A 26,006-nucleotide genomic window follows, 5' to 3' on the forward strand; every position below is an offset into this window, starting at 1 on the left:
AGGAGCACTTGCAGTTCCATCTGTCGATCATCAAGGCACTGCGGCTGCCCGCGCTGGAGACTTCGCTCGCCGTCCGCTTGGCGCTCCGGGGCAGGGGCCGGTTTGCTCATGGGCAGTTGTTCGTGAACCTGCGTGGCTGTGATGTCGGGCCGCCTTTGGGGTCCGCGGCCGTCAAGGGCGGCCGTGGGAAAGGGCCTGCTCGGTCCAGATCGTCTTGCGACCCGCGGCGTGACGCGTACCCCAGCGCTGTGTCAGCTGGGCGACCAGGAGCAGACCGCGTCCGTCCTCGTCGAAGGTGCGGGCTCGCCGCATGTGGGGCGATGTGCTGCTGGCGTCGGACACCTCGCAGGTGAGACAGGAGTCGTGGATCAGGCGCAGCTGGATGGGCGGTCGAGCGTGGCGGATGGCGTTGGTGACGAGTTCGCTGACCACGAGTTCGGTGACGAAAGCTGCTTCGTCGAGCCCCCAGGCCGTCAGCCGATCCATGGCCATCTGACGTGCCCGAGCTACTACCGCGGGGTCCGACGGCAGGTCCCAGGTGGCCACCTGGGAGGCGTCGAGCCCACGAGTACGAGCCAGGAGCAGGGCGACGTCATCGGCGGGAGTGTCCGGAAGAAGCGCGTGCAACACGTTGTTACATGTCTCTTCCAGAGAGGACGCGGCGCAGGCCAGGGCTCTGCGCAACCGTTCGATTCCGGTGCCGAGGTCCCGGTCTGCGGATCCGATCAGACCGTTGGTGTACAGGGCGATCAGGCTGCCTTCGGGAAGTTCCAGCTCGGCGGACTCGAAGGGCAGGCCGCCGAGGCCCAGTGGAGGGCCGGGGGGCAGATCGGGGAAGTCGGTGGCGCCGTCCGGTTGGACGACTACGGGGCCGGGATGGCCGGCGCGGGCGAGGGTGCAACGGCGGGAGACCGGGTCGTAGACCGCGTACAGGCATGTCGCGCCGATGACCTCCGCTCCTCGGTCCGCCTCCTTACAGGAAGGCGCTTCCTCCTCCTCTCCGCGATCCAGGCGCAGAACGAGGTCGTCGAGATGGGTGAGCAACTCATCGGGCGGAATGTCGATGTCGGCGAGGGTGAGTACCGCCGTACGCAGGCGCCCCATGGTGGCGGATGCCTGGATGCCGCGGCCGACAACATCGCCCACAACGAGAGCGACCCGGGCGCCGGACAGCGGGATGACGTCGAACCAGTCCCCGCCCACGCCGGCCCGGGAGCCCGTCGGCAGATAGCGGGACGCGACTTCCACAGCTGCCTGCCGAGGTGCCTGCTGGAGCAGCATGCTGCGCTGAAGGGCCAGGGCGGTGTTGCGCTCGCGCGTATAGCGGCGAGCGTTGTCGATGGACAGAGCTGCTCTGGCGGTGATCTCCTCGGCGAGGAGGAGGTCTTCCGCGTCGAAGGTGTCAGGCGTCTGGTGTCGGAAGAACTGGACGATGCCCAGGAGCGTCCCGCGGGCGAGGAGCGGCGCCACGATGAGCGAGTGGAGGCGGTACCGGCGGATGGCCTGGGCGCGCACGGGGTCGCGACTCAGCCACCTCTGGATGTCCTGGTCCTCCATCCAGTGGCGCGACGGACTTGCCGTGGACAGGGCCCGGCTCATGGGTGAGCCCTCGGAATAGCGGTCTGTCTGCCCCGGTTCGACCACCGACTCCGGGCAGCCGTCGAGGACCGAGTGCTGGGCAGCGCGACAGAGGACGACGTGGCCACCGACCGGCGTCAGCTCCGACTCGGTGCCCCGGAAGAGGCCCTCGAGCAGGTCGACGGTCACGAAGTCGGCGAACTGCTCGGTGGCCACGTCCGCCAACTCCTCGGCGGTCCGGGCGACGCCCAAGGTGGTACCGATGCGGACGCTGGCCGCGTTCACGATGGCGAACCGCTGTCGGACGCGATACTGCCCGGCGATGTCGAGCGCCGCAGTGGACACGCCCCGGACGCGCGCGGCAGCCGGGACGGGCCGGTTCGACAGCCGGGCCAACACTATCGGCAACCCAGTCAGCGAGGTGATCACCGCATCCGGCTCGGCCAGCTGGTCAGCGGTCGGCGCCGGCGGAGCCTCGCCGCGCAGCATCCACACCTTTCGCAGACCGACCCGTGCCGACCCCCGGATGTCGGTGTCGAGGCGGTTGCCGACGTAGAGCGCCTGTGCGGCGGACACGCCCACCCGGTCCAGCACGGTGCGGAAGGCACGCGGGTCGGGCTTCTCGACGGTGTCGACGCCACCGAGCACGACCGCGTCGAACAGCCCGTCCAGGCCATCGCGGCGCAGCGCCTCCCGTACCTGAGCCGGATGGTTGCCGAGGATGCCCAGCCGGTACTGGCGTGCCAGCGCCTCCAACGTCGGCCTGACATCGGGATAGAGCGCCTCGGCCGGGTACTCCCAGTGCCGGACGATGTGCTGGTGCAGCAGGGCGGCATCTCCGCCGGGGACGAACCGGCGGGCGAAAGCCGTGCGCAGTGCGGTCCCGCCGCTACCGCGCTCTATGTCGTAGAGCGACCAGAACTCGGCCTCATCCACATCCCCCGCCAGCTCGCGGATCGCCCGGTACAACGCCCGCACGAAGCGTTCGTCGTCGTAGATCGTGCCGCCGATGTCGAACAGCACCGCGTCGATGCGCTCGACCTGTGCGTGTGCGCCGGATGCGGGGTGCCCCCCTGTCCTCATGTCGCCGTTCACGGTTCACCCCCTGACTCGGAGGGCCCTAAACCCAACCCTATGTCTGCCCACGTACGCCTGCCAGGTATGAGTGCGGGCGGCATACAGGCTTGCCATCACAGGGCCACAGTCACTTTCTGTATCCGCTTAGAACCTCTGTGTCCGCCGAGGCGGCGTGCGGAGTCGCGTCCCGGCTGCGGATGACGGGGTGACCCAGGGCGTCGGACACCACGATGCGGCAGTTGGTGCCGCCCAGGTCGACGCCGCAGACCAGCGCGGATCGGTGGTTGAAGCCGACGGCGGTGGACTGGCGGCCGGGGCCTTCTCGCGTCAGCCGCCGGCCCTCACGTACGAGCCCGGCCTCCATCAGGTCGTCGATGATCCGGAAGACCGCGGCACGGCTGAGGCCGGTGTCGGCGATCAGCTGCTGACGGTCCAACTCCGAGCCGGAGAGCAGGGCGGCGAGGACGGCGCTGCGGTTCGAGGCGCGGGGGAGCGAGGTAGTTGCCACAATTCCTCTCACTCTGAGATTAATTAGCGTGTGCCTACTCCAACCACGAGGTGGTGATCACGAGGTGAGGAGCGCGGTCATCGCTGACGGCGGTTCCCCCAAGAACTCCTATGAGCGACTTCGTGGGACTGGCCATCCGGATCCGCGCGTATGGCCCCGGACCGATGGGCCGCAGGGAAAGGGGGCGGTGCCCGGGTCCTGAGGGCGCTTGGCGCCGTACATGCCGTCGGCCGGATTCCACTCACTCGCCGTCGAGCGGTACAAGCCACATGCTCGTAGCGGGGCACGTGCTGTCAGCGCCGCCCCTGTACGGCGTCCTCGGTCATCCGGCGGTCCGCCCGTCGATCCCGGCCTCGGCCGCCCTGTGTGCGTGGATGGCGGCCGCCTCGGTGGCGATGGCACGTCCCTCGGCCAGCTTCTCCACCTGCTCCGCGTGGGCTTCCAGTTCGCTCAGGCGTGTGGCGCGAGCTGTGACGCGTTCGATTGCCACCGTGAGGGCCCACTGCCGTAGAAACCGCCGCATGGGTGCCGCGTTGTCCGGGCTGTCGGCTGCCTCCACCGCCGCCGTCCGCTCGGCGTCGAACACGGCCACCCGGTTTCGGCGCAATTTGCGCCAAAGGCGCGCGCAGGTCGATCGCCGTGGTCTTGGGCTGCGGGATCAGGGTCCTGCGCCCGTCCGCTGCCGTTGCGCTCATACCGCCGGGCCTTGCCAGATGGCCAGATGCGCCTTGCTGTCGACGGCTGGATGGCCGCCTGTACCCACGCCCCTCGCTCCCTCCGTCTCGCGCGTGGTGCGGCATTAGCGTTGATATATGCGATATGCGCCAATTAGGGGTTGGCTGGCAGAGCCTACGAGCGGGCCCCGCCCTCCTCCTCCCCCCGCACCGAACGATGGGTACGCGTCGCCCGGCTCAGCGGTCCGGTCGGGGGATCGGCCCCCGCCGGGGCCCGGTCATCCGAACACCGCGTCGTGGAAGGCGATTTCCGCCTCCAGCATGCCGGTGAACCAGCGGGTCAGCCGCTCCTGGGGGATGTCGTCCGGCACGGCGTCGACCTCCGCCGCGAGAGCCCGTACCCCGTCCCGGAACGCCTGGTCGGCGTGGAGCGCCACCCAGGCGCTCATCGCGCCGTCGGGGACGGCGCCGTGCTCGTGTGCCCGGGTGCACCAGGTGAGGTAGAGGCTCTCCGCGGCGAACAGGATGGTCATCACCGCCGGGTAGCCGCCTTCCCGCGCCACGTCGACTGCGTACCGTGACAGCACCTCGGCCCGCCGGGCGGCGTCCGGCCGGGCGGGGACCGGCCAGGCGGCGCGGGCTTCGCGGAAGTAGTCCGCCTGGGTGGTGGTCAGCGTATGGACCGCACGGGCGTTGCGCTCCAGCGCCGTCCGGTCGGGGGCGCCCCAGACGGCCAGTCCGTGCAGCCGGGTGGCCGTCTCCACGAACGCGGCCTCGATCTCCAGGTAGTCGGCGTAGTCGGCGTCGCTGATCGTGCCGGCCGTGATCTCGGTGACGAAGCGCATGCGCAGCGCCTGTTCCATGACCGGGGCGGCGGCCTTCAGGAGCCGCTCGGACCGGCTCATCGGGAGAGCCATTCGACGAGGCCGCCGAAGACCCGGGCGTAGCCGTCCCACTGCTCGCAGAACGCCGCGGGCGCCCAGTGCGGGGAGCAGTCGGAGGTGAAGACCGCCGACCGTCCCGCGCCGTACTCGGCCACCGCCACCAGGGGGTCGCCGCCCAGGGTGGCCAGGATCTCGGCGCCCGGACGCGGCCGGACGCGGTTGTAGCCGAGCAGCGGCGGCCATTCGCCGGTCACCCCGCCGAGGGCGGGATGGCCGGTACCGACGGATGACGCACGGCCGCCCGCGGGGAGTTCGACGCGGTCGTCCTCGGGCAGCAGCTCGACCGGCAGCACCTCGTGCAGCGCGGTGTTGCGGTAGGCGGCCTTGCCCTCGAAACCGGTGAAGGAGAGATAGCCGCCGACCATCAGCAGCCCGCCGCCGTCGCCGACCCATCCGCGCAGTGCGTCGATCCGGTCGGCCCCCGGCGTGCCCCGCTCGAACACCTCGGGGGAGAGCTGGAGGGAGTTCGCCCCGATGTCGGAGAGGACGACGACGTCGTAGCGGGCGAGCGCCTCGGCATCGCCCGGGAACTGCCCGGGTACCAGATGCGCGGGCAGGTGCGTGACCTCGTGCCCGCGGCCCTCCAGCGCCCGGCGCAACGGCTCCACCCCGGTCACATAGGTACTGGTGGTGAACGAGTCGACCCCCTTGATGTGTGTGGACTGGGAGATCCAGCTCTCACCGGCTATCAGGACGCGGCTCACAGGGTGCTCCTTTGTAACGGGGATGGGGTGAAACGCCGGGACGGTGGTCAGGGCGTCAGGACGCGGCGGCGTGCTCGAACAGCCGGGCCGGGTTGGTGTGCAGCAGGCCCGCGGCGGTCCGCCGGGGCACGCCGTGCTCGACGAGCCGGGAGAGGAACAGCTCCGGCACATAGCGGAAGCCGTTGCCGCCGTAGGCGGTGAGCATGCTCTTGAGGAACACGTCGTGGCTGAGCAGCAGCCGGTCGCCGTGTCCGCGGGCGATGAGCCCGGCGATCGCGTGCGCGGTTTCGTGGGGTGCCGGGGACTGCCCCTCGCCGGGGTAGCGGAACGGCATGCCGATCATGTCGAATTCGAGCCAGACGCCGCGGTCGGCCACCGACCGCTGATAGTCCGGGTCGGCGTGCGAGGGGTCCATATGGCACAGCACCACGGCGGCCGGCGCCACCCCGTACTCTCCCAGTACCAGGTCGAGGACCTCGTGGGCGCGGCGCTGCCAGCCGGGCAGATGGATGTAGAGCGGCACACCGGTCTCGCGCTGGGTGCGCGCGGCGGCGCGCAGCGCGGTGTGCTCGCCCTCGGTGAACCGCGGGGAGACCCCGATCTCGCCGATGACGCCCGGCCGGATCCCGGTGCCGTCGGCGCCCTCGGTGAACTCGGCCAGCAAGGCGGCGGCGAGGCCGCGCTCGTCCGCCGGTGACAGTGGCCGGGGATGGTAGGGCTCCAGGTACCAGCCGCTGCCCATGACCACTCGTACGCCGCTGTCCTCGGAGAACGCGCGCAGCGCCGCCGGGTCGCGGCCCAGTCCGCCCGGGGTGACATCGACGATCGTGCCGCCCCCGGCGGCGGCGAACGCGCGCAGGTCGGCCAGCATTCCTTCGGTGTCGTCGAGCACACAGTGGTCGAGGCAGGCGTAGGGCTGCTCGCGCAGCAGCCAGGCCAGTTCGGGTGTGGTGCGGGCGTCGCGCAGATGACCGAGCCGGGGGTCGGCCGGGGCGGTGACGGCCTTGCGGACGTCGTTGCGCAGATGCTCATGGGTGAGGGTGAGGCCGAGCCCGGTGCTGGGCACCGGCCCGGTCACCGTGGTCACGGTGCGGGGGGCGGGGCCGCTCATGAGCGGCCCGTCAGATGGGCGAACAGATCGGCCATCGCCCGGCCGCGCAGGTTGATCCAGATCGCGGCGAGCAGCACCAGTCCGGTGACGATGGGGGTGAGGAACGGGCTCACGCCGAGCAGGTTGAGGCCGTTGGCGATAACTCCGGTGATGAGGGCGCCGATGACGGTGCCGAGTACGGTGCCCCGGCCGCCGAACAGATTGGTGCCACCGAGCACGACCGCCGCGATCACGGTGAGTTCGAAGCCCTGTCCGGAGTTGGCGGAGCCTGACCCCAGCCTGGCCGCGGTGAGCAGCCCGGCGATACCGGCGGCCACCCCGGTCATCATCAGGGTGATCATCTTGACCCGGGCGGTGTTCACCCCGGCCCGCCGTACCGACTCCTCCTGGGCGCCGATGCCGTTGACGTAGGAGCCGAACGGCAGCTTCGACAGCAGGACCGCTCCGATGGCGACCGTGGCCAGGGCGATCCAGGCCAGCGCGGACAGCCCGAGGAAGGAGGCGTCGCCGAGCTTGGCGACGAACAGCCGGGCGTCGATGGGGACGGAGAACCCCTTGGTCCACAGCTGTGCCAGACCGCGGACGACCGACATGGTGGCGAGGGTGACGATGAACGGGGGGATCTTCTGATAGGCCGACAGCCATCCGTTGACGGCGCCCCAGAAGAGCCCGGCGAGCAGCGCCACGACGATCACCACGGAGGAGTCCCAGCCGGCCTGGAGCATCTCGGCGGTACAGGTGGCGGTGAACGCGAGGATCGATCCCACGGACAGGTCGATCTGGCCGGTGCTGATCACGAAGGTCATGGCGACCGCCACGACCAGGGTGATCGCCACCTGGGTGGCCAGGTTGGACAGGTTGGTGAAGGTCAGGAAGTTGGGGGCGGCGATGCCGAAGCCGAGGAAGAGCGCGACGCCCACGCCGAGCATGGCCAGGGTGGCCTTGTTGGCGCGCTGCCAGCGGCCCGGGGGCCGGCCCAGTACGGCGGTGGTGCGCATCGCGGTGTCGGCGCTCATATCAGGCCACCTCTTCGGTGTCGGGCCCGCCGTGCGTGGCGCCGGATCGGGTGATCATGGCGACGAGCCGTTCGATGTCGAGATCGGAGATCGGAGCGTCCTCGACGCTGCGTCCCTCGTACATCACGGTGATCCGGTCGCAGACCTCGAACAGGTCCTGCAGCCGGTGGGTGATCAGGATGACGCCGACGCCCTGGGCGGCGACGTCGCGGATCATCTTCAGCACCTGCCGGACCTCGGCGACGGCGAGCGCGGCGGTGGGTTCGTCCAGGATCAGCACGCGCGGGCGGAACGACACCGCACGGGCGATCGCCACGGCCTGCCGCTGCCCTCCGGAGAGCTCGCCGATCTCCTGGTAGGTGGATTTCACCCGGACGTGCAGTTCGGAGAGGGTTTCCGCGGCTCGGGCGTGCATCGTGGCGCGGTCGATGAAGGGGCCTCTGCGCGGTTCACGGCCGAGGAACAGATTGCTGGCCACATCGAGGGTGTCGCACAGGGCGAGGTCCTGGTAGACGATGCCGACCCGCTCGCGGCGGGCGTCGGCGGGGCTGGTGAAGCGGACGTCGCGGCCGTCGATGGAGATCTGCCCGCCGTCGTGCTGGACCGCACCGGCCAGGACCTTCATCAGGGTCGACTTCCCGGCGCCGTTGTCGCCGACCAGGCCGAGTACCTCGCCCGGGGCCAGGGTCAGGTCGACGCCGCGCAGCGAGCGGACGGCGCCGAACGATTTGGTGATTCCTCGCAGGGAGACCAGCGCGCTCTCGCCCATCACTTCTCCAGGTAGTAGAGGTAGTTTTTGACGTTGTCCGGGGTCACCAGCTGGGTGGGAACGGGCACTTGTCGGCGGGTGGTGCGGCCGCAGGCCAGGTCGATCGCGGAATTCATGGCCTCGTAGCCGAACCGGAAGGTGTTCTGTTGCAGCACACCGGTGATCCAGCCGGCCCGCAGCCCGTCGACGGCCTGGCTGGACAGGTCCCATCCGACGACCTTGAGGTCCTTGGTGCGGTGCTGGCTGACCACGGCGGCGGCCAGGCCGATCAGGGCGGGCTCGCCGGTGGCGTAGGCGTACTTCAGGCCGGGGTCGCGGGTGAGCAGGTTCTCGGCGGCGGTCTGGGCGTTCTCCTGGATGTTCCGGCCGTCGACCACGTTCTGGATCTTCATGCCCTTGGCGGTGACGGTGCTGGTGAATCCTTTCTGCCGCTCGTTCTGGATGGTGCTGTTGAGCGCGCCGACGACGCCGATCCCACCGCGGTTGCCGGCCGTCTTCAGCAGGGCCTCGCCGATCCGTCGGCCGCCTTCCGCGTTGCCGACGCCGACCTGGACGGAGACCGCGGGGTCGTCGATGGTGGCGTCCACGGCGACGACCGGCACGCCCGCCGCCTTGGCCCGGCGGATGGCCGGCTTGATGCCCTCGGTGTCGACCGCGTCCACGATGATGGCGTCGTAGTGGTTGGCCACCAGGTCGTCGATGGCGTTGGCCTGGGTGGCGGAGTCGTCGTTGCCGTTGACGATCTGGGTTTTGACCCCGGCCTTGCGGGCCACGGTCCGGGCGCCGGTGTTGATCTGGTTGAAGAACAGCGCCTGGAGGTTGATGGGCACGATACCGATCTTCGGAGCGTGGCCGCGGACGGTACAGGAGCGGGCGACCTCCGCGGGCGGCGGCGGGCCCTGCTCGGTGGTCTTCTTCTCGGCCGCCATCTCGCGGCGGGCCTGGGTGTCGCAGCCGACGGTCGTCAGCAGCAGGCCCAGCGCGACCGCGGCCGTCACTTTCTGGCGCATCTGCTCTCCTTGTCCTACGGGGTGCGGGTCGGCTCCGGGGTTTCGGAAGGGGGGTGGGCCGCGAGCCAGGATTCGATGGCCCGCCGGTCGGGCAGCCCGTCACGGGCGCCGGGGCGGGTACAGGACAGGCCGGCGGCGACGGCGGCGAAGCGCGCCGCCTCCAGCGGGGACCGGCCCCGGTCCAGTTCGGCACAGTATGCGCCGGTGAAGCAGTCTCCGGCCCCGGTGGCGTCGACCGCGTCCACCTCGATCGCCGGACCGTCGTGGCGTTCACCGGCCGGGGTCAGCAGGGTCCAGCCGCGCGAGCCGTCGGTCACGACCAGATGGACGTCATGGTCGGCGGCGGCCCGGGCCAGGGCCGGTTCTCCGCCCAGCAGCGCGACGGCCAGCGGCCGGCCGACGACGGCGTGATCCGCCGCGGACAGCGCGGTGCGCATCGCCTCCGCCCGGTCGCAGCCGTCGAGGTCCACCACCAGGCCCGGTCCGGGCGTCCCGGGCGGGGCGTCGGCGGCGGCCTCGGCCAGCGCGGCGGCGGCCTCGGGAAAGCGGTAGCCGTCGAGGTAGAGCCAGTTGGCCCCGGCCTCGCGCGCGGCCCGTACCGTACGGGTGATGTGCCGGGCGTCCAACTCGTCGTCCTGGCTGATGACGGCGCGTTCGCCATCCGGAGTGAGCAGCACGACGGCGGTGGTGAGGGTGCCGGTGCGGGCGGTCCAGTCGGTGCGGACCCCGTCGGCGGCGAGTGCGGCGAGGAACGCCGTGCTCCGCGGCTCCGGTCCGACCACACCGGCGAACCACGCGTCGGCCCCGGTCCTAGCGGCGGCCGCCGAGGCGTTGGCGGCCATCCCGCCGTGGCCGTGGCGGATGGCGGTCGCCTGCACACGGTCACCGGGAGCGGGCAGTGCGGGCACACCGACGGTCAGGTCGATGTTGGCGTACCCGCAGAAGACGATCACGGGAGCACCACTCCGGCCTTGGCCGCCGCGGCGGTCAGCTCGCGGACCTTGGCCCGGTCGACCCGGCCCCACCAGCGGCCGTTGTCCTTCACCGAGGACGCGACGATCACCCCGTCGCAGGCGGGCAGCAGGCCGCCGATGTTGCCCGCGGTGATACCGGAGCCGATCACCACCGGCAGGGTGGTGTGGGCGGAGATGCCCTCGACCTCCTCCAGCGAGGCGGCGTCCCCGGTCCTGGAGCCGGTGGCGATCAGCACATCGGCCCCGAAGAACTCGGCGTCCTCGGTCTGTTCGGCCAGTGTGCGGTCGGCGACGATGGCATGCGAACCGTGCTTGACGTGCACATCGGCGAAGACCTTGACCGGACCGGCACCGATCCGGCTGCGATAGCGGCTGGCGTGTGCCGACTGGCCCTCGATGATGCCCTCGTTGGCGACATAGGCATTGGCCCACTGGTTGACCCGGACGAATCCGCCGCCGCCGGACCAGGCGGAGGCGATGGCGCACTCGGCGGCGTTGGACAGCACGCTGACCCCCAGCCTGCCGCCGGCCCCCTCCAGCACGGCGTGCCGCACCCGGTCGGTCACCACGGCCATCGCCGCCGATGTCTCGTAACCGTGTTCGCCCGGCTTGAGGAACGGGATGTCCCAGTGGTTCTCCACGATCAGCCCGTGGCAGCCGCCCTCCAAATAGGCCCGCGCCTCCTCGACGGCGAAGGCGCAGATCTCGTCCAGCGGGGTGCCCTCGTAATGCGGGCTGCCGGGCAGCGGCGGCAGGTGCACCACGCCGATGACGACCTTCGGGGCGCCGAACAGCTCCTTGATCGCGTTCGGCCGGGGTGGGAACACCCCGAGGTCGCTCGTGTTCGCGGATGTCGTCATCACGCCACCTCAATGCAATCGATTACAGCCGAGTTGCGGAGGACCGTAGGCAGGGGTCAGGTGCCGTGTCAAGGCTCTATGCTGATTCAACGCGCCAGGTCACATCGGCGTTGGAGCCATGTGACCGGCATGTTTCCCGGCAGGAAGGTAATCGATTGCAACGGGTTACGATCGCTCAGGTCGCCGAGCGGGCCGGTGTCTCCACCGCCACCGTGTCACGGGTGCTCTCCCGCCGGGGCCAGGTCTCGCCCGCGGTCGAACGCAAGGTGCGCCGCGCCGCCGACGACCTGGGCTACCAGGTCAATGTCATCGCCAGGGCACTGCGCAACAGTCGTACCGACACCGTGGGGATGGTCGTGCCCAGCATCACCAACCCGTTCTTCACCTCGCTGGTGGAGAGCGTGGAACACGCCCTGGGGAAGGAGGGCAAGGAGCTGTTCCTGTGCGACGCGCGCTCCGACCCGCGGATCGAGGCGCGCCGGCTGGCCTCGCTCGCCGCGCGCAACGTCGACGGCATCATCGTCAGCCCGAGCCACGGCGTCGACAGCCGGCCCGCCGTGCAGCAGACCGCGGATCGGCTACCGCTCGTCCAGCTCGACCGATTCGTCGACGGCACCACCACCGACTGGGTGGGCGTGGACGACGTCGCCGCGATGCGGCAGGTCGTGGACCACCTCCACGACGGCGGGGCGCGGTCGGCGGCCTTCATCGGCTCGCTGATGACCCACTCCTCCACGGAGCAGCGGTTCGCCGGGTTCCGGCGGCGCGCCGAGGAGCTGAACATCGAGGTGAAGCCGGACCAGGTGCTGCTCGGGGACTACAGCGTGGAGTGGGGCGAGGCCGCCGTGGCCCGGCTGATCGCGGAGGGCGGCCTTCCGGACGCGCTCGTATGCGCCGATGACCTGATCGCGCTCGGGGTCACCCGCGCCTGCCGGGCCCACGGTTTCGCGGTGCCCCAGCAGGTGCAGGTGACCGGCTACGACGACATCGAGTTCTCCCGGCTGACCGAGCCGGCCCTGACCACGGTCCATCAGCCGCGTGACCGGATTGCCGCGGAGGCGGTACGGCTGCTGGCCGCGGCGGGGGCCAAGGACGCCGAGCGCGGCCCGCACGCACATATCTCACTCGTGCCGACCCTGGTGGTGCGCGACAGCACCCGGGCCAAGCAAGCGCCCCCGGACCGCATATGACGGCGACTCACCACAACCCCAGGAGGACTCCGATGGACGACGCGGACACCTGGCGCGGTGCGACGGACCTCGCGCGGCGGCTGGTGCGGATCGACACCCGGGGCGGCCGGGAGGCACCGGCCGCCGCACTGGTGGCGGACCGGCTGGACGGCGCGGGGTTCGACGTCCGGGTCGAGGAGCCGATACCCGGCCGGGCCAACGTCGTCGCCCGGTTCGGGCCAGCGGTGCCACGGGTCCCGGTCACCTTCACCGGACACCTGGACACCGTGCCCGCCGACCCGTCGGGCTGGTCGTTCGACCCGATGAGCGGGGAGCTGCGCGACGGCCGGTTGCTCGGCCGCGGCAGCAGCGATATGAAAGCGGGCGTGGCCTGCCAGGTCGAGGCGGCGATACGGGCCGCCCGGGAAAGCCCGCGGGACACCGCCGTACAGCTGATCTTCACCTTCGGCGAGGAGACCGGCTGCCATGGGGCCGAGGAGATCGACGCGGCGTCGCTCACCCCCACCGACCTGCTCATCGTGGCCGAGCCGACCGGCAACCGGACCGTCCTCGGCCACAAGGGCGTGCTGTGGCTCGCCGCAACGGCCCGTGGGGTCTCCGCGCACGGTTCCCGCCCGGAGCTGGGCCGCAACGCGATCGCCGCGCTCGCCGCCGCGGCGAGCAGGATCCACGGGCACCGTGACTGGCCGGTGAGCCCGACCCACGGCCCGGCCACGGTCAACATCGGCACGTTCCACGCGGGCGAGCAGCCCAACCTGGTGCCGGACCGCGCCGAGATGCGGCTGGACGTGCGCACCGTTCCCGGCTTCGGACGGGACGAGGCGATCGCGGAGATCGCCCGGCTGTGCGGCGACGGCATCGGCCTCGAAGTGCTGCTGGACCTGCCCGGCGTCGCCACCGACCCGTCGGCTGCCGCCGCCGCGCGGGAGATCCTGGCCCCCGGCTCCTCGGCCCGCCCGGCCGAGTACGCGACCTACTTCACCGACGCCTCGGTGCTGACCGGCCGGCTCGGCGATCCGGCGGTGGTGGTGTACGGACCGGGTGACCCGGACCAGGCCCATGTCACCGATGAATCCTGCTCGTTGGCCGCCATGACCGAGTCCGCGGAGGCGATGCACCGGCTGCTGCGGCGCTTGTAGTCCGACGAGCGCGGGCCGTCCCGGGCCCGGGTCCGGAGACCACCTCGACAGGTGCCGTGCGCTATAGTCGATCTTGCCGCGGTCGCCCGAACTCCGGGCAGCCGGTCGCGCGTTGGTGGTCCAAGGAAAGACGCCCCGCTTCCTGCGGGGAGATGCAGGTGCAAGGCCTGCCCGGCGCTCAGAAGACGAGCCCACCCCGCTTACGGGGTGGGCTCGCGCGGGCAACAAGGACAAGGCCGGCGGCGGCGATCTCATGGTCACCGAGGCCGATGTGGACTTCTCGCTCCGCAAGCACCTCGGTTCCGGCCACACCCCACGCAACACCTCGGCCGGGGTGGCGTAAGCGATGCCCAGCCCCTTGAGATGGGCATCGGGAGAGGCGATGGCAGTGGCCATGCCGATCACCAGCCCGGTCACCTCGTCCACCACCGGTCCACTACTGAACCCGGTAGTCAGGTCATTGGCCGCAGACAACTGGATCAGGCGATCCGCCCCGGTGCCGGCGGCCGGCAGACCACCGCGCGGTGCATGCGCGGGAAACCCGAACGACGCCACGCGGTGCCCCGGCACCCCGCTGCTGCCCCCAACATCATGCCCCGAGCCCGGCCGGAGCCGTGCCACATGCGGTCGACAAGGCGGGCGCTGAGGCGGTGATCGGCCGCGATTACTTCCGCGTCGGCGTAGGGGCGTCGTGGCTGCAGGCGGGTCCTGACCAGTGCGCGGTCGTCCGGTGTGGTCGGCGCTCCCCTCCTTAAAGGCGGGCGCCAAGCCCACGGACGTCGGCGATGCCTGGGCCGGAGTTAAATACTTCTCAAGAACGCCTGTGGGCTCGAGGGCAGCTGGAGTCCTGGTGACGTGCATCCACTTTAGGGTGACAGCGACCGGAAACTGAGTGTTCGGCGCGGCGGGGCGCGCCACGGTGACGGTCATGATGATTCGTTGCTGGGCCGCTGCCGCTGCCGCTGCCGCTGCCGCTGCCGCTGCCGCTGCCGCTGCTGCAGGCGCTTCTGCTGCTTCTTGACGATCTTCGGCTCGAACGAGCCGTCCCGGTCACGGGGTGCGGATATCTCCAGCGATCCCACATCCGTCAGGACGGTCTTGGAGCGTTTGCCGTTACCGGAGTCACCGCCGTCCTTGCCCGCCGGATCGTGCTTGTCATAGCCGAGGTGGCCGGTGATCTCAGCGTCGGGGGCTGACTCGAACAGCCGCTTGGTCAACCGCTGCAACAGCCCGCCCTCGCCGGTCAGTTGCAGGCCCTCGCCCGGGGCCGGTTCACCAGCTCGTCGATCAGCCGGTCGTCCACGGCCTTCGCCGACACGGCCGCTGTCGACTCCACGGCCTCGTGGTCTGTCACATTCTCACTGGTCATCGATGCATCTTTCATCATCGGAAGTTACACCGAACGTCTTACAGTCCCTTCGATCGAATTGGGGACTGCGACGGCTGGCGGTGGTCGAGGGCGGTGCGCGGCTCCTACGACCCGGCGGGGTGCGATGGGCCTCGCCTCCGGGTTCATACGAGACGAGGCCCGTGCGCGCAGGCCCGCGGCAACGAACAGGTTCGAGGGCGGGGCGGCAAAGAGCGAGCCGGGCGGGGCAGGGGCTCAATCGGTCCGAGTGGTACACAGGGTTTCGGCGACTGATACCAGGAACTCTTCGGTGCCCAGGTGAAGTACGTCATCGCCGACGAGCTGGGCGAGGTCCTGTGTCATCCGCCCGGCCCGGACGGTCCGTACCACCGCGTCTTCGAGTCGGGCGGTGAAACCGACCAGTTCCGGTACTCCGTCGAGCGTGCCACGGTGGGCCAGGGCCCGCGACCACGCGTAGATCAGGGCGATAGGGTTGGTGGAGGTCACCTCGCCCCGTTGATGGCATCGGTAATGCCGGGTGATGGTGCCGTGTGCCGCCTCCGTCTGGACCGTCCGACCGTCCGGGCTCATCAGCACCGAGGTCATCAGGCCCGGTGATCCGAATCCCTGTGCGACGACGTCGGACTGGACGTCGCCGTCGTAGTTCTTGCAAGCCCAGACGTAACCCCCCGCCCAGCGCAACGATGCGGCGACCATGTCGTCGATCAGCCGGTGTTCGTAGGTCAGATCCGCAGCCTGGAACGGTGCCCGGAATTCGGTATCGAAGATCTCGTCGAACAGGTCGCGGAAGCGCCCGTCGTAGGTGCTGAGGATCGTGTCCTTGGTCGAGAGGTACACCGGGTATCCGCGGTCCAGTCCATAGTTGAACGAGGCTCGGGCGAAGTCCCGGATCGACTGGTCGAGGTTGTACATCGCCATGGCGATGCCCGGTTCGGGTGCTCGGAAGACCAGGTGCTCGATCGGGTCCCCTCCGTCGTCGGGTGTGAAGGTCAGGGTGAGGGTGCCGGGCCCAGGAATCGGGACGTCGGTGGCCCGGTACTGGTCGCCGTAGGCGTGGCGGCCGATCACGATCGGCTTGGTCCATCCGGGGACGAGGCGGGGTATCCCGGGGATCACCACGGGTTCGCGGAAGATGACGCCGCCGAGGTGGTTGCGGATCGTTCCGTTGGGTGATCGCCACTTCTTCTTGAGTCCGAATTCCCGAACCCGCTGCTCGTTGGGGGTGATCGTGGCGCACTTGACGCCGACGCCGTGACGTCGGATCGCCTCGGCGGCGGTGAGGGTGACCTGGTCGTCCGAGGCGTCCCGGGAGTGGATGCCGAGGTCGTGGTAGTCGATCGGGACGTCGACGTTGGGCAGGATGAGCAGGTCCTTGATCCACTGCCAGATCACCTGCGTCATCTCGTCGCCGTCGAGCTCGACGACCGTACCAGTGGTTTTGATCTTGGGCATTTCGCTCCGGTTTTCTTGAGGGGAGTGCCGGGCCGCCGATGAGGGAGGTCCCGGGATGTGCTGTGTTCAGCCGCGGGTGAGCGGGGTTTTCATGCCGGGGGCTGTCTCGTACTCCTCGATCGCGTGGGCGATCCAGCCGGCTGAGCGGGCGATGACGAAGACGGCTTCGCCCGCGCCGCGGGGCATCCGGTGCACGAAGCACATCGCTCCGAGGGCGAACTCGGCGTTCGGGGCGAGGTTGCGCCGGCTGCGTACAAGGTCGACGACCTCGCGGACGATGTGCTGGCGGTCCTCGTCCCCGCCGCTATCGGCGAGTAGCGTCATCATCGCCGCGGCGCGCGGGTCGGCGCCCGGGTAGCGGGGCTGGCTACCGGCGAGCACAACGGAATAGGGATCGGCCTCGCTGGCGGCCGCCTCCCGCGCTGCCCGGGTGGATGGGCCAAGGCCGTGTTCGGCGAGCAGGATCAGCGTGCCGGAGAGCAGGCACGTCCATCATCGACCACGGTCAGCTCGACCGTCGTAGCGCGGTAGGACAACGTGACGTCGACCCTCGACGCGCCTGCCTGCCGCACCGTGTTGGTCAAAGCCTCTTGCGTGATCCTGTACAGCGAGATGGACAGCGACTGGGCCAGCTCGCGTGGTTCGCCGTCCACCGTGTAGGTGGTGCGGAGGGCTCCGCGAAGTCCCGCCACCAGCGTGTCGAGTTGCTCGACGCCCGCAACCGGCACCGCCTGCGCAGGTTGCGCACCGTCACGCAGAACCCCAAGGAGACGATGCATCTCTTCGACCGCGTTCCGGCCAGCCAGCTCGATCGACATGAGCGCGCCTTCAGCGGCGGCGGGATCGCGGGTGAGCATCAGCCGGGCGGCGCCCGCCTGTACGCCCATGACACTCACATGGTGTGCGACGACGTCATGGAGTTCGCGGGCGATGCGGAGCCGCTCGGTGATTACCGCATTGCGCGCGTTCTCGTCGCGCTCGACCTGTAGTTCGCGGTTGCGTTCGGCCAACTCCATCCGCTGGCGGGTCTGTACCCACGCAGCGTTTCCGAAGGTCCAGGCACCCGCGAGAAATAGGATGTTCGTCCCGATCGTGTAAAGAGCGAACGCGGGCAGCACCGGCAGGGGGCCGGTGTCGCGCCCGGCCGTCAGCCCGTATCCCGGAAAGGCTGTTTGGTGGAGCTTCGGGTGGTGAGTGGGTCTGATACTGCTGAGGCAAGAGTGCTCAATGCGGGCTCACGTCCTGGGCGTCACCGCCCCCGACCGGCGCATGGGTCACTCAACTCGCCCGCAATCTGCTCATGGACCTCGGCGACAGGGCTGGGTGCTTCCGGTTCCTCATCCGTGACCGGGACAGCAGGTTCACCGCCGCGTTCGATGCCGTCTTCGCCGGCAACGGCACAATCGTCATCCCGACGCCGCCGCAAAGTCCCCGGTCCAACGCTTTCGCCGAACGATGGATACGTGCAGCCCGCGCGGAGTGCACCGACCGACTCCTGATCAGCGGTGAACGACACCTGCGTACGGTCCTCAACCAGTACGCAGAGCACTACAACACGGGACGGGCCCACCGCAGCCTTGGCCTACGAGCCCCCGACGACGACCCGAACGTCATCCCCTTGCCCGCTGCCGCGGTCAGGCGTCGCCAGGTACTTGGCGGACTGCTCAACGAGTACCACACCACGTCACCCCGGCTGCCTCACCACCCACAGGAAAGGCCCAGTTCAGCAGCCTGAATGGAATATTGACACCCTTCAGGGCCGGCATCGACGACAGCGTCGTCTTCGAGACGAAGGTGACCATGGCCAAGGCGATGATCAGGCGAGCGATCAGGGACAAGATCCCGTTCGGATGGGTGACGGCGGACGCCGCCTACGGCTTCAGCAAGGGCTGGCGTTCCGAGCTGGAACAGGCCGATGTCTTCCACGTCATGGCCACCACCCGGCACGACACCGTCGTCCCCCGCTGGGCCATCGACCACCCCGTCCACGACCTTGTTCCCCGGTCTCCCACGACAGAAGTGGAAACGCCGCTCGTGCGGCAAGGGGGCACATGGCCCGCGGATCTATGACTGGGCCCGCGTCGAGGTCCGGCCCTGGCACCGCGATGACCGCCGGCACCGGGTCCTCGCCCGCCGCAGCGTCAGCAGGCCCGAGGACATCTCCTACTACATCTCCTACTGCCCGGCCGGGACCACCCTGGACGAGTTGATCCGCATCGCGGGCAGTCGATGGGCCGTGGAGGAATGCTTCCAGACCGCGAAGCAGGAATGCGGCCTGGACGACTACCAAATCCGCCGCTACCCCGGCCGGCACCGCCACATGACCCTGGCCATGGCCGCCCACGCCTGCCTCACCGTCCTGCGCGCCCGCGAACTCGACGCCGACAAAGCAGAAACGGATCCTCCCAGCTCATCCACCTCAGCCTCGCCGAGATCCGACGCCTGATCGCCCGACTCACAAACCGCCACCCCACCCCGGTCGACCACATCTTGCACTGGTCGACATGGCGCCGCCGACGCCAGCACCAGGCCCGAGTCAGTCACTACAAACGACGCGGACAGCCCCCCAACTGGCCAGCAGTCACAGCAAGCACCGTTGCAGTACTAGCGAGCCATCATCACCCGTGCGGACAGTCCGTGATGGCGAGGCACTCGAAGGAAGCACGTCCTGGGAGGGTACTGATTATCAGATACCAGGGAACTCAGTTCCCTCCTAGAGACCATCGGTAGGTGCTTCCACCCAGGCATCTTCGATGCGTTGGACGATCTGCCACATCGGCGTGCTGCTTCTGCCGACCAGGATGAGCGATTCCCCCGTATCACCCCAGGTGCGGTGGACGGGTCTCAGACGCCGCCGCAGTGGACGAGGAGGCCCTCAAGGCCCTCGTCGCGAATGACCTGCACGCGGTGCACGTGCCCGAGGAGTACGGCGGGGCGTGCGCGGACGCCCTCGCTCGCCACGGTGATCGTGGACGCCGGCTCCGACGTGGCCGGCCTGAACCAAGGCGGTCCGCGACGGCGACCACTGGGTGCTCAACGGCGTCAAGCGCTGGATCACCTACGCGGGCGTCTCCGAGTACTACACGGTGATGGCCGTCACCGACCCCACCAAGCGCTCCAAGGACATCAGCGCATTCGTCGTGTAGAGAAGTCCGACGAGGGCGTCTCCTTCGGCGCCCCGGAGAAGAAGCTCGGCATCAAGGGCTCCCCGACGTACGAGGTCTCAGGCCCAGATGCCGTTGGCGGAGCCTGGTGCGCCCAGCCATCCCTCGATGGATGCTTTGCGACGTTCTTGCCGGTCAGGTCTCCTCGGACGTCAAAGGGCACTCCGCTCTGGTCATACGCCCGCCGCCATTTGTGGTGGTGGATGGAAGACGTGCTGGCGGCTACTTGCCGTCGTCCTCGCGCTCGAGGGCTTCCAGCGCCCGCCGCGTGACCTCGTCCACCGGGCCCAGGGAGGAGATCGTGACCGCAAGGCCCTGCGTCTTGTAGTACTCGATGATCGGCTCGGTCTGCGTGTGGTAGACCTCGAGCCGCTTGCGGACGGTCTCCTCGGAGTCGTCGTCGCGCTGGTAGAGCTCACCGCCGCAGACGTCGCACACGCCCTGCTTCTTCGGCGGGCTGTACGACACGTGGAACACGTGTGCCGACCGGCTGCGGCAGATGCGCCGGCCGGCGATGCGCTTGATGACCTCTCCCTCGGGGACTTCGAGGTCAAGAACCGCGTCCAGCTTGATGGCCTCGGTCTTCAGCAGCTCGTCGAGCGCCTCGGCCTGCGAGACGTTGCGCGGGAAACCGTCGAGCAGGAAGCCGTTCTCGGCATCCGGCTGTTGCATGCGGTCCTTCGCCATCGCGATGGTGAGCTCGTCGGGGACGAGGTTGCCGGCGTCCATGGAGACCTTCGCGAGTTTCCCGAGCTCGGTCTGCCGACTGATGTTGGCCCGGAACAGATCGCCCGTAGAGATGTGCGGGATCGACAGCTTCCCGGCCAGGCGTGTGGCCTGAGTGCCCTTTCCAGCACCCGGCGGCCCGACGAGGACGATGCGCATCAGCGGAGGAACCCTTCGTCCTTGCGCTGCTGGAGCTCATCGGCGGCGGAGGCGCTTGTCGACGGCTTGGAGACGACCTCGCCGATCCTGCCACCCACGGCCAGATACGGACGACTGGCTGACGGTGCAGCTGGTCGGGGAACGGCCGGAGCCCCGGACCACTTTCGTTCGATTCCGCTCAGAGCCTTCATCACATGTCCAATCGTCTGGGTGGTGCGTCTGCTCGGCTCGCCGTGGGAAGGGCGGACAGGTTGGTTGCGACCGTCCAGCGGCACGGCGCGGCTTGTCAGGGCGGGTGCCGCGCCGTGCCGCCGGACGGAGTGGGTGGGGAGCTGTTGCCCCATGGGGTGGTGGTACGGGTCGGCTGCGCCGGGACCGTCCGGCGGTACGTCTTTTCGGCAAGACAGGGGCGTGCCGCCGGACGGGGTATGAGAGGCGAATCCCCGGCGAGGGGACGGTGCGGCGGACCGGTTGTGCATGGTGGCTGCCGCGGTCAACTCCTGGTGCGACCCAGCACGGTGTTGTCGAGGGGCGACGTCGATGATGTGGGACGCGGCCGTCGCGGACGGTGAGTGCGGTTTGCTCTTTTGTACCGGCCCCTGCACGCAGAGGCTGCCGAGTTCTCGCTCAATCGATGAGGTCGAGGGCGGTGGTGACGATGCTGTCTGTGTCGATGCGGTGGTAGCGGTAGACGTCCTCGATCGCCCCGGACTGGCCGAACCAGGTCACGCCGAGAGTGCTGACGGGAACGTTCTGGATCCTGCTCAGGAAAGCCAAGGTGTGGGGATGCCCGTCCAGGACGGTGACCAGCGGGGTGGCCCGGTCGAGGGGGAAGACCTGGTCGAGGATCCAGGCCGGGTCGTCCGACAGGCCGCGACGGGCCTGGAGCGCGCGGAAGAGTAGGTCCGGACTGGTCACGCACACAACGTCGGCGCCATGCCCGAGGGCGGCGAGCCGGTCGGCGGCGGCCAGGGCCTCCGGGACCAAAGCGCCCATCGCGGCGAGTGTCACCACGGGCTTCTCGTGCTGCCGCAGCCGGTAGGCCCCGGCGGTCACATGTCGGCGACGGCGTTCGCGAGCGGCCGGGTCGCTGGGCACGGCGGCTGTCGACTGGTCGATGGGTCGGGTCGACAGCCGCAGATAGGCCGACCTGCCCCCTGGACTGGCCAAGTTGCCGAGTGCGGCGAGCAGGCACCATTCGGTGTCGATCGCAAACGCCGGCTCATAGGTGACGCAGCCGGGCTGTTCAATGCCCAGCGAGGGGGTGGTGATCGACTGATGTGCACCGCCTTCCGGGGCGAGGGTGACACCGGAGGGGGTGCCGACCAGGATCGACTGGCCACCGGCATAGATGCCGAACGACCAAGGCTCCAGTGCCCGGTTGACGAAGGGGTCGTAGACGACGCCGATCGGCAGCAGCGGCTGGCCCCACCGGCTCCAGGTGGCGCCCAGCTCGCCGAGGAGACCGACCAGGTTGGTCTCCGCGATGCCCAGCTCCACGTGCTGACCGGCTGGCTGCTCGCGCCAGTGCAGGATGGTCTCGGCGTCATCGGCGAACCAGTCGGTGCGCTCGGTCGGCGACCACACACCGACCTTGTTGAGCCAGCCGCCGAGGTTGGTGGTGGAGCTGACGTCCGGGCTGACGGTGACGATCCGGGCGGCCGCCTCCGGCGCCCGCCGGGTGAGATCCAGCAGGACGCGGCCGAGAGCCTGCTGAGTGTTCCCGATGCCGGTGGGGGCCGGGCGCACTAGGTCGGCGGGGACCGCAGGGGGCTTTGGGGGCGCCTGTTCGGGGCGGCGCAGCCGCTGGGCGGCCGCCGCGCACAGGGCCGCTTCCGCCGAACCCTCGCCGAAACGCGTCCACGGGTGGTCGAGATCGGTTCCCAAGCGGTCGGCCAGTGCACGCATCTGCTCGGCCGTCAGGAGCGAGGAGTGGTTTTGCGGGTGGCCCTCGGTGGGGAGCCCGTAGCCCTTGACCGTGTAGGCGAAGATGACGGTCGGGCGGGTGTCGTCGACACCGGCGAACGCATCCGACAGCGCGCCGATGTCGTGGCCGCCCAGGTTGCGCACCGCCGCCAGCAGCGAGGCGTCGTCCAGTGGCGCGATGAGGTCGGCGATCGGCCCGGCGGTCGAGCCGGTGCCGGGCAAGCGCTCGCGCAGCTCGTCGGCGAAGCAGCGCAGCAGGCGCTGGTATTCGGGGTTGCCCATGGCATCGATACGAGCGCGCAGGGCCTCGCCGCCGGGCCGGGTGAACAACTCCTGTAGGAGACGCCCGTACTTGAGGGAGATCACTTGCCAGCCGGCCGCGGCGAACATGCCCTGCAGCTTGTCCGCGGCGATGCCGGGGATGACTCGGTCGAGAGACTGCCGGTTCAGGTCGACGACCCACACCACTTCGCCCAGACTCGGCACCATCGGATCCTGGATGGCTTCCCAGATCGCGCCTTCGTCCAGCTCGGCGTCGCCGAGCAGGGAGTACTGGCGCCCCCTCCCGGCACCGCCGAAGCGCCCCTCCACGTAGCGCCGGGCGAGAGCGCCCCACAGGGGAGCGGTGGCGCCGATACCGACCGAACCGGTGGAGTAGTCGACCGGGTCGGGGTCCTTGGAACGACTGGGGTAGCTCTGCAGACCGCCGAAGGCACGCAGCGTGGTCAGATAGGACTCGTCCAGCTCGCCCAGCAAGTAGTTGATCGCATGCAACACCGGTGAGGCGTGAGGCTTGACCGACACCCGGTCCTCGGCAGTCAGCGCATGAAACCACAGCGCCGTCATGATCGAGGTCATCGAGGCACTGGACGCCTGGTGACCGCCCACCTTCAGCCCCGAAGGGTTCGGCCGCACCCGGTTGGCGTGGTCGATGATCGCGGTGGACAGCCACAGCACCCGTTGTTCGACCGACTCCAGCGCGGCAAGCTCCTCCGCCCGGGCAGGACCGCCGTCGCCGCCGGCCGACCTCAGTTCCGCGACCATCACAGACCACCTCCGCATTCGGCACCATGCCTTAGGAATTTCGCGTTATGCTCCGCCAGAAGACGGGTAACTCTGCGACTGCACAAATGTTTCTCTTATAGGTCGAGCATTCTGCTCGGATTCGGGCCACCTGATCGGTCGGCCCGGGGCGCTGGACCGGTTCGCACCGGCCTTAAGACGCGCCCCCATCACGCGCCTTGGCTGACGGCAGAGAGTCGACTGCACGCAGGACATCTGTCAGCCATGCGACCTGCCCGTCGAACTGTGACAGCTTCCCAGGCCGTACCCACCGGTATGCCTTGTGCTCCCAGTTGAGAGTGAGCCGGCGTTGACTGGTACAGGCCAAAAAAGTGTGCACGGTCCAGTCCGGCCCGCCACGAGGGTCGGCCAGACGCAGCGTGGGGCCCGCAGTCAGCCGCTCCAGAGCGCGGGCGGGGAGCAGAGTCTCCTCCCAGATCTCCTGGATGGCTTGCCGTACCGGGTCGCTGTCAGCGTCCAGATATCCGGTGATGCAGTGCCACAAGCCTGCATCATGCTGGACAGATCCACTGCGCTTGAACAACCCGATGCGCCCTCGCCACATGAGGATGACGGCGACGACTTGTCGCGGGCCCTGAGCCCTGGGGCGACCGGACTCGTCCAGGGACTGTGCCCCTGGTGAAGCCTGGGAGACCGCCCCGCGACCACCGCCTTCGGCACGGACACCCGGGGAGGACCCGACGCGCTTCATCTGGTGCCTCCTTCATGCGACGGCCTGGCCCAGGAAAAGTCCCCTTGCGGGCAGGAGCTCTTCGCGTTTCTGATCACCTACCGGACGTCCTGCCGCGTGGAAGCACGAGGTTTGACACTCCCTGACGACGACCTCGCGTGCCACCGGTCCGTTCACGTCGTTCACCGGATGCGGCTCTCGCTCCCGGCCCATGCCTTGTCCCGCAACACAAACTTCTGGATCTTTCCGGTGGAGGTCTTCGGCAACTCGGTGAACGTGACCGTCTTCGGCGCTTTGAACCGGGCCAGCCTGCCCCGCGCATGCTCGATGATCTCCGCCTCGGTGGCTGTAGCGCCTTCCCGCAGGCTCACATAGGCGGCAGGGACCTCACCCCAGCGCTCGTCCGGCACCGCGATCACCGCTACCTCCAGTACCGCCGGATGATCCATGATCGCCTGCTCCACCTCGACCGACGCGATGTTCTCCCCACCCGAGATGATCACGTCCTTCGAGCGGTCACGCAGCTCCACGTACCCGTCGGGGTGCAGGATGCCGATGTCCCCGGTCCGGAACCATCCGTCCGGCACCGCAGCCAAGGTGGCCTCCGGGTCGTCGAGGTAGCCGAGCATGAGGTTGTTGCCGCGCAACGCGATCTGCCCCGTGGTGACACCGTCCGCGGGGACGTCCGTGCCGTCGTCCGCGATCACCCGCGGCACGCACGAGATCATGTTCCCGACGCCCTGGCGCGCCTTGAGCCGCGCTTGTGCCGCGGCGTCGCGGTCGTTCCACTCCGGGCGCCAGTCGCACAGCATCGCTGGGCCGTAAGTCTCGGTCAGCCCGTACAGGTGCGTGACCTCGAACCCCAGCTCCGCCGTCCGCCGCAGGATCGCCGGTGACGGCGGCGCCCCACCGGTGGCGATCCGCACCGTGCGGTCCAGTGGTGCGGCCTCTTGGGCGTAGGCGATCATCGACAGCACCGTCGGCGCCCCGTTGAGGTGCGTGACGCCCTCCTCCCGGAGCAGTCGCCAGATCTCCGCCGGATTCACCTTCGGCAGGCAGACGTGCGTCCCAGCCGCCGCGGTCACCGCCCATGGGAACGTCCATCCGTTGCAGTGGAACATCGGCAGCGTCCACAGGTGCACGCTCGACGGCGTCAGTCCGGTGTGCCCCACCATCGCCACGGCCTGGAGGAACGCGCCCCGGTGGTGGTACATCACGCCCTTCGGGCGGCCCGTGGTCCCCGAGGTGTAGTTGATCGACAGCAGCGCCCGTTCGTCGGTCGGGGTCAGGTGCAGCGGCTCCGCCGCGGCCAGCAGATCCTCGTATTCCTGCCCCGCCCTGATCCGGTGCGGTGGGGCGGCCAGCCGGGCGAGGGCCTCGTCCACCAACGCGTCGAACGACGGGTCGTGGATCAGCACGGACGCCTTGGAGTGCTCCAGGATGTAGGCGACCTCGCCCACCGACAGCCGGGTGTTCACCGCGACCAGCGGCACCCCCGCCCACGGCACCCCGTAGTGCGCCTCCAGCGACACATGCGTGTTCGGCGCCAGCACCGCCACCGGACGCCCCCCGGCCAACGAGGCCAGCCCGCCCGCCAACCGCTGACACCGATCACGCAGCTTCGCATAGGTCCACCGGGACCGCCCATCCACCACTGCGACCCGATCCCCGTGCGCCGCCGCGGCACGATCCAGATACGACGTCGGGGTCAACGGCTCGAAGGACAGGGAGCCCGGGTCGCGGGTCATCGCACCGCTCCGGGCACCGGGACGCCGGTCGTGATCAGGAGGGTGCCGTTGTCGTGGCGTTCGGTGAGGATGTCGCCGGTGCCGTGGTTGTAGAGGTCGGTCATCGGCTGGTCTCCTTGTGGTGTGTGGGGTTGTGCTGGGAGTGGAACTGGCGG

The 26,006-nt window shown here is 69.4% G+C and carries 21 protein-coding genes and 3 pseudogenes; 5 read left to right on the plus strand and 19 right to left on the minus strand.

What is annotated here, in order from left to right; all coding sequences use genetic code 11:
- Positions 1–171 precede the first annotated feature (171 nt).
- The 11 genes from J5X86_RS45160 to J5X86_RS45210 form a co-directional block, all read right to left on the minus strand.
- Positions 172–2,673, minus strand: coding sequence for a SpoIIE family protein phosphatase (locus tag J5X86_RS45160; protein WP_208522448.1), 2,502 nt, complete (start codon positions 2,671–2,673; stop codon positions 172–174).
- A 109-nt stretch (positions 2,674–2,782) separates the two neighbouring features.
- Entirely contained in the window at positions 2,783–3,163 is a 381-nt protein-coding gene (locus J5X86_RS45165) for a helix-turn-helix domain-containing protein (RefSeq protein ID WP_208522449.1), read from the minus strand.
- Between the two features lie 322 nt (positions 3,164–3,485).
- Complete coding sequence (locus J5X86_RS45170) at positions 3,486–3,755, minus strand: hypothetical protein (RefSeq protein ID WP_243983116.1); 270 nt, start codon at positions 3,753–3,755, stop codon at positions 3,486–3,488.
- Positions 3,756–4,115: 360 nt separating this feature from the next.
- A complete protein-coding gene (locus J5X86_RS45175; RefSeq protein WP_208522450.1) occupies positions 4,116–4,742 on the minus strand; it encodes a TenA family protein in 627 nt (208 codons plus the stop codon).
- A complete protein-coding gene (locus J5X86_RS45180; protein ID WP_208522451.1) occupies positions 4,739–5,485 on the minus strand; it encodes a glutamine amidotransferase in 747 nt (248 codons plus the stop codon). The genes J5X86_RS45175 and J5X86_RS45180 overlap by 4 nt, the downstream gene beginning before the upstream one ends.
- 55 nt (positions 5,486–5,540) lie before the next feature.
- Positions 5,541–6,596, minus strand: coding sequence for a phosphotriesterase (locus J5X86_RS45185; protein WP_208522452.1), 1,056 nt, complete (start codon positions 6,594–6,596; stop codon positions 5,541–5,543).
- Positions 6,593–7,612, minus strand: coding sequence for an ABC transporter permease (locus tag J5X86_RS45190; RefSeq protein WP_208522453.1), 1,020 nt, complete (start codon positions 7,610–7,612; stop codon positions 6,593–6,595). Before J5X86_RS45190 ends, J5X86_RS45185 begins: the two co-directional genes overlap by 4 nt.
- Before the next feature lies 1 nt (position 7,613).
- Positions 7,614–8,381: an ATP-binding cassette domain-containing protein gene (locus tag J5X86_RS45195; RefSeq protein WP_078646615.1), complete on the minus strand. Its 768-nt coding sequence runs from the start codon at positions 8,379–8,381 to the stop codon at positions 7,614–7,616.
- Positions 8,381–9,391 carry a substrate-binding domain-containing protein gene (locus J5X86_RS45200; protein WP_208522454.1) on the minus strand — a complete coding sequence of 337 codons (1,011 nt, stop codon included), beginning with the start codon at positions 9,389–9,391 and terminating at the stop codon, positions 8,381–8,383. Before J5X86_RS45200 ends, J5X86_RS45195 begins: the two co-directional genes overlap by 1 nt.
- Positions 9,392–9,405: 14 nt before the next feature.
- Complete coding sequence (locus J5X86_RS45205; RefSeq protein ID WP_208522455.1) at positions 9,406–10,344, minus strand: carbohydrate kinase family protein; 939 nt, start codon at positions 10,342–10,344, stop codon at positions 9,406–9,408.
- Positions 10,341–11,225, minus strand: coding sequence for a BtpA/SgcQ family protein (locus J5X86_RS45210; RefSeq protein WP_208522456.1), 885 nt, complete (start codon positions 11,223–11,225; stop codon positions 10,341–10,343). Before J5X86_RS45210 ends, J5X86_RS45205 begins: the two co-directional genes overlap by 4 nt.
- 155 nt (positions 11,226–11,380) lie before the next feature.
- Here J5X86_RS45210 and J5X86_RS45215 point away from each other — a divergent pair, with 155 nt between their 5' ends.
- Together J5X86_RS45215 and J5X86_RS45220 are read left to right on the plus strand one after the other, a co-directional pair.
- Positions 11,381–12,415, plus strand: coding sequence for a LacI family DNA-binding transcriptional regulator (locus tag J5X86_RS45215; RefSeq protein ID WP_208522457.1), 1,035 nt, complete (start codon positions 11,381–11,383; stop codon positions 12,413–12,415).
- Positions 12,416–12,447: 32 nt separating this feature from the next.
- Positions 12,448–13,554: a M20 family metallopeptidase gene (locus tag J5X86_RS45220; RefSeq protein ID WP_208522458.1), complete on the plus strand. Its 1,107-nt coding sequence runs from the start codon at positions 12,448–12,450 to the stop codon at positions 13,552–13,554.
- Positions 13,555–14,552: 998 nt separating this feature from the next.
- Here the strand turns inward: J5X86_RS45220 and J5X86_RS45225 are convergent.
- The 4 genes and pseudogenes from J5X86_RS45225 to J5X86_RS45245 form a co-directional block, all read right to left on the minus strand.
- Positions 14,553–14,923: pseudogene (locus J5X86_RS45225) on the minus strand (transposase); the annotation flags it as partial.
- A gap of 234 nt (positions 14,924–15,157) precedes the next feature.
- A complete protein-coding gene (locus J5X86_RS45230; protein ID WP_208522459.1) occupies positions 15,158–16,375 on the minus strand; it encodes an NADP-dependent isocitrate dehydrogenase in 1,218 nt (405 codons plus the stop codon).
- Between the two features lie 66 nt (positions 16,376–16,441).
- Positions 16,442–16,756 (minus strand): citrate/2-methylcitrate synthase, encoded by a 315-nt coding sequence (locus tag J5X86_RS45235; RefSeq protein ID WP_208522460.1) that lies wholly within the window; start codon positions 16,754–16,756, stop codon positions 16,442–16,444.
- Positions 16,757–16,839: 83 nt separating this feature from the next.
- The gene (locus J5X86_RS45245; RefSeq protein WP_208522461.1) at positions 16,840–17,493 is read right to left on the minus strand and encodes a histidine kinase; all 654 of its coding nucleotides are present in this window, start codon (positions 17,491–17,493) and stop codon (positions 16,840–16,842) included.
- Positions 17,494–17,675: 182 nt separating this feature from the next.
- Between J5X86_RS45245 and J5X86_RS45250 the strand changes: the two genes are divergently transcribed.
- The 3 genes and pseudogenes from J5X86_RS45250 to J5X86_RS45260 form a co-directional block, all read left to right on the plus strand.
- Positions 17,676–18,110, plus strand: coding sequence for an integrase core domain-containing protein (locus J5X86_RS45250; RefSeq protein WP_208522462.1), 435 nt, complete (start codon positions 17,676–17,678; stop codon positions 18,108–18,110).
- A gap of 20 nt (positions 18,111–18,130) precedes the next feature.
- A pseudogene (locus J5X86_RS45255) lies at positions 18,131–18,821 on the plus strand (IS701 family transposase); the annotation flags it as partial.
- Between the two features lie 404 nt (positions 18,822–19,225).
- Positions 19,226–19,598: pseudogene (locus J5X86_RS45260) on the plus strand (acyl-CoA dehydrogenase family protein); the annotation flags it as partial.
- A gap of 163 nt (positions 19,599–19,761) precedes the next feature.
- Here J5X86_RS45260 and J5X86_RS45265 read toward each other — a convergent pair.
- The 4 genes from J5X86_RS45265 to J5X86_RS45280 form a co-directional block, all read right to left on the minus strand.
- Entirely contained in the window at positions 19,762–20,424 is a 663-nt protein-coding gene (locus J5X86_RS45265; RefSeq protein ID WP_208522463.1) for an adenylate kinase, read from the minus strand.
- Between the two features lie 627 nt (positions 20,425–21,051).
- A complete protein-coding gene (locus tag J5X86_RS45270; protein WP_208522464.1) occupies positions 21,052–23,394 on the minus strand; it encodes a pyruvate dehydrogenase in 2,343 nt (780 codons plus the stop codon).
- A 172-nt stretch (positions 23,395–23,566) separates the two neighbouring features.
- A complete protein-coding gene (locus J5X86_RS53115; RefSeq protein WP_208522465.1) occupies positions 23,567–24,124 on the minus strand; it encodes an NUDIX domain-containing protein in 558 nt (185 codons plus the stop codon).
- A 161-nt stretch (positions 24,125–24,285) separates the two neighbouring features.
- Positions 24,286–25,851, minus strand: a complete 1,566-nt coding sequence (locus J5X86_RS45280) for an acyl--CoA ligase family protein (protein WP_208522466.1) — start codon at positions 25,849–25,851, stop codon at positions 24,286–24,288.
- Between the last annotated feature and the right edge of the window lie 155 nt (positions 25,852–26,006).

Origin of the sequence: Streptomyces sp. NEAU-YJ-81 (assembly GCF_017592595.1) — a bacterium.
In the GTDB taxonomy this organism is placed as follows: Bacteria; Actinomycetota; Actinomycetes; order Streptomycetales; family Streptomycetaceae; genus Streptomyces; species Streptomyces hygroscopicus_B.